We start from the raw sequence: 3,816 nt of genomic DNA on the forward strand, positions 1-3,816 counted from the left end.
GGCCGCGCGCGGCCCGATCTTCCAGCGTGTAGGACGTTTCGAGGATGTCGTAATTCACTTCGTCCACCATCACCCACAGGGGCATGTCCGTATCCAGCTTCGCCCTGCGGACTTCTGTTTCCGGAATCAGTACGGCCTGACGATCAGCGGCCGGCTCTTTGCTCGTGATCGGCAGGATGAAGAGATGATGCTTGCCGTCCCGGTCAATGGCGACGACCACCACGCAACTCGGCCGCTTTTTTCGGCCTTCCGTCTCACCTCGTAAATCCTGCCATTTCCAGAGATAGTGATAGTCGATGACCTGGCCGACACGCGGGAAGTCATCAGCCATTCAGATAGTCCTCGATCCCCTGATCGCACAGGGCGGCGACGTCTTCAGGCATATCGTTGACGGCATAAGCCTTCTGACTACCCGTATCCCTGCTGGTCAGCGTCTCGTATCGCTCCATCGACATGACAACAAACCGGGGCTTGCGATGCTTGGTGATGGCGACGGGGGCGACGGCTGCGGCCTCGAAGAGATCGCCGGTATTACGGGTCAGGTCGCCCGCTGCAAACTGCTTCACTGGCTTTATCCTCCCACGGGGTAATATCAAGAATATACAGAAATTCCGAATATTACGCAAATTAAATCGCTGAGGATAGCAGAGGCGCAGCGGCCTACAGGGCCGCCAAATGACACACAGCCCCCGTTAGGGGGCTTCCGTTTATCGTGGCTATCCCGAGGGGAGAAGAGACTATGCCACAGAGGGCACAACCATCCGCCCTTCTGTGCTCACCTCGCTGATTTTTTCGCGACCAGCAGCGCGACCACAGGTCCGCCCCATGCGCCCAGCAGGCCGAGAACGGCGATTGCGGTCGAGAACCAGAGTGGTAAAGCCACGGGCGAGGCATCGGCTCCCATCATCATCGGCAGACCCAGCACGCCGAACATGAATTGAAAGAAGACAACGGGCAGAGCGATGATTTTCACAGATCGAAAGCTGTGCGTGAACATCACAGACAGGCCCGCCATCATGACAGAAAAAAAGAGACCGGCCGTCAGGATGCCTATCCCATGAAGGGCCAGGAACCATTGCGGCAAGAGTTCCAGCCCACGGTCCCGCATCAGACAGAACATAATCACGACACCAGCCAGAAAACCGAAAGTCACGATCAGTTTCAGCGTGTCGATGGCATCAGCAATATGCCCAGCAAGACGGTCAACGCCATTTGGCGCAGTATTCTGCTCTGTTGTCATGTCCTGATTCCGCTAGAACCTGTTTTGCCGTTGCTACCATAAACCCGGTCTTATCCGTAAGAAATTGCCGGTCGCTTATAGGAGCGGGAATTGATTTCGACTTACTCGCGCCGAGGTAACGCGCTGTCCGCCTGATTTTCGGGTTTCTCACTTTCTGGCACCTCGGAAAGAAGAGACAAAAGAGTATCGGGAACAGGTTCTTTCACCACAGCACCGAACCGGGCACGCAACGCGCGCTTCAGCCAAGACGCCAGAAAATTTTCATCTGAATACTTGTGCATATCCGATCCTTCCCACTGCATTTTAATCGGATCGCCCACGACAGGAAGATTCTGGCGTCGTGGGGCACTCCACAATATTGCGAGCCCAGCATCATCCGCCGGAGCGGGTGGCCGGGGCGCAATGCCCCGGCCGGTTGTTGTCATGCGGTCGCTGCGCCGGGTGTGCGGAGAAAGGCCGGAAGCCATCCGCTTTCCGCTGCGGCCTTGCCCGCGTCGGTGGCGAGGGCATCCCGTTTTGCCTTCTGCCAGTCGCCGGGGTTTGCTCCTGCCTCGGTGATGTAGTCGGCAATGGTGGATTTCGTCAGCGAACGGAAGAAGTTGTCCGCATCGGGCTTCCACCATTCGCGCATGTCGAAGCCGATTGAGGCTGCGATGTCACGCGATGAACCGCGCTGCCTGTCCTCGGACCAGTCCTCCTTTCCGGCATTCACGAAGGGCATGGCGCAGGCGGCAAGGATTTCGACCAGTTCGCTTTCGGTACGGCCCAGCAGCCACGGCCACAGCCGATCATCCTGCGGGATGCGCAGAGGGTTGAGGCGTTCCAGCCGATATTCGGCAACCGCGCACATAGCCGGGTTGGTTGCCTTGTCGTGCGGCGTTTCGGGCGTCTCGAAGCGGGGAGACATCGCGCCGTGGTGCTGCATCAGAAGCGCATGGACCAGAACCCGCAGGACCATCACGCTGTCCCGCGCAAGCGTAGCCTGTAGGGCGGCTGTCCGCTCGCGATAGAGCGTTTCCATCAGACCGTTGGGAATGGTGGGCACCGCACTGTCATTCTCGGCTGTGCTGGCGCTGGCGGCGTCCTTCTTCTTCGCGCCGGGTTTGACCACGCCCACATAGGTCGTGCCGATCTCCGCCCCCTCGGTCATGATGAAGACCCCGGCCTGTTCCTTCTGCTCGGCGCTCCACAGGTGAGCCGCATTCTGCAATGCCTCAAGCTCGGCGGTCAGGGCGTCGTATTCTTCGTTTTCCTCGTCGGTCAGGCCCTGGGACTGCTCGTTTTCCTCGATCTCGGTCAGCCAGTCGGCAATCGCCTCGATGCGTGCGGCATCCTCGGCGGTTGGCTCGGCCTGTTTTGGCGACAGGCGAGGGGTGGAATAGAACCAGCTTGGCCGGTCCGTGATGCGTTCAACCCATGACCAGCCTTCGGCCCTGAACCCGGCTTCGACTTCGCCCAGCTTCTTTTCGGCCAGTTCGTGCAGAAGCGGGGTATCGGTCAGGAAACCGTTCTCTCCGAACAGGTCCTGCACCACGGTCCCGCCCGCAGCGCGGTAGGTATCCAGTCCGACGAAGGAGACGATGCGGCTGCTTTCGGGAACGGCCCCCTGCATGAGCCGGTTCTTGATGGAGTGCGGGGCAACCTGAAAGTGCGTATCCAGCACCCATTGCAGCACACTGTCCTGCGCCTCGTGATCGTCCGCCACGGTGAAGGCCGAAACCTGTTCGAGCGTGAGCTGATCCTGTCGGAAGGCGCTCATGACAGCAGGAGAGACGGACGCCAGCTTCAGGCGCTTCGCGACGATTGAAGCGGAGACGCCAAAACGCTGCGCGATCTGCTCGACGGAGCGTCCCAATTCGACCTGTCGGGCGAACGCCTCGAACTGGTCGGCCGGGTGCATCGCATGACGCTGCACGTTCTCGGCAAGGCTGATTTCCTCGGCTTCCTCGGGTGTCACGATCCGGCAGAGAACGGACTTGTCCTCGGTCCAGTCGCCGCGTTCGACCAGCAGGGACATGGCGAGAAAGCGTCGGCCGCCCGCGACAACGCCGAAGCGATCACCATCCGGCACGACGACAAGGCTCTGGATCAGGCCAACGGCTTTCAGGTTGTCGGCCAGTTCTTCGATAGCGATGGCGGGCACCGTGCGCCGGACATTCAGGGGCGAACGGAACAGCTTGCTGAAGGGGATGCGTGTCCCGTCTGTATCGTTGGCGGGCGTCGTGATTGGCGTCGGCGTCTTGCTCGTAGTCTTTCTGGCGGGCTTCGTGGTGGCTTTCTTGGGCTCACTGCGGAGTGTTGCAGACATAGGGTTTACCCTCCCTGCACCGGGCGGGGAGGAAGGACCATCCCCCCACGTTTTCCCGCCCGGTGCTCTTATTATATACACGATATAATAAGAGAGAGGCAAGAGAAAAATGCAGTTTTCCACACAGAAAATGGCGGTTTCCCGCCAAAAATTACCCTTGCATCCGCCCCCTCAAAACCCCAGCCTTTCGTTCGACCTGCCAGCGGCAGGGCGAAAGGCAGCGCAGCGACGCCTTTCGTCCCGACACCTTCAGATCCGCCGGCAACGC

6 protein-coding genes are annotated in these 3,816 nt (G+C 59.7%); all 6 read right to left on the reverse strand.

All coding sequences use genetic code 11. The features are described from left to right. A partial coding sequence (locus tag KMAL_RS16235; protein WP_110096502.1) for a hypothetical protein occupies positions 1-331 on the reverse strand: 331 nt, incomplete at its 3' end. Beyond that, positions 324-566 (reverse strand): type II toxin-antitoxin system Phd/YefM family antitoxin, encoded by a 243-nt coding sequence (locus KMAL_RS16240; RefSeq protein WP_058989460.1) that lies wholly within the window; start codon positions 564-566, stop codon positions 324-326. The genes KMAL_RS16235 and KMAL_RS16240, both read right to left, overlap by 8 nt. 209 nt (positions 567-775) lie before the next feature. Next, positions 776-1,240, reverse strand: a complete 465-nt coding sequence (locus KMAL_RS16245) for a hypothetical protein (protein WP_110096503.1) — start codon at positions 1,238-1,240, stop codon at positions 776-778. A gap of 101 nt (positions 1,241-1,341) precedes the next feature. Next, positions 1,342-1,560 (reverse strand): NepR family anti-sigma factor, encoded by a 219-nt coding sequence (locus tag KMAL_RS17735; RefSeq protein WP_239020190.1) that lies wholly within the window; start codon positions 1,558-1,560, stop codon positions 1,342-1,344. Positions 1,561-1,661: 101 nt separating this feature from the next. After that, positions 1,662-3,548 carry a ParB/RepB/Spo0J family partition protein gene (locus KMAL_RS16255; protein ID WP_110096504.1) on the reverse strand — a complete coding sequence of 629 codons (1,887 nt, stop codon included), beginning with the start codon at positions 3,546-3,548 and terminating at the stop codon, positions 1,662-1,664. A 71-nt stretch (positions 3,549-3,619) separates the two neighbouring features. Continuing rightward, positions 3,620-3,816, reverse strand: a 197-nt coding sequence (locus KMAL_RS17470) for a hypothetical protein (RefSeq protein ID WP_219811431.1), incomplete at its 5' end; no start/stop codon positions are given.

Source organism: Novacetimonas maltaceti (assembly GCF_002906255.1).
Taxonomy (GTDB): domain Bacteria; phylum Pseudomonadota; class Alphaproteobacteria; order Acetobacterales; family Acetobacteraceae; genus Novacetimonas; species Novacetimonas maltaceti.

Excerpts from the sequence above, each read along its gene's own strand:
- KMAL_RS16245 (WP_110096503.1), bottom strand. The coding sequence starts at position 1,240 with ATGACAACAGAGCAGAATACTGCGCCAAATGGCGTTGACCGTCTTGCT.
- KMAL_RS16255 (WP_110096504.1), bottom strand. The coding sequence starts at position 3,548 with ATGTCTGCAACACTCCGCAGTGAGCCCAAGAAAGCCACCACGAAGCCC.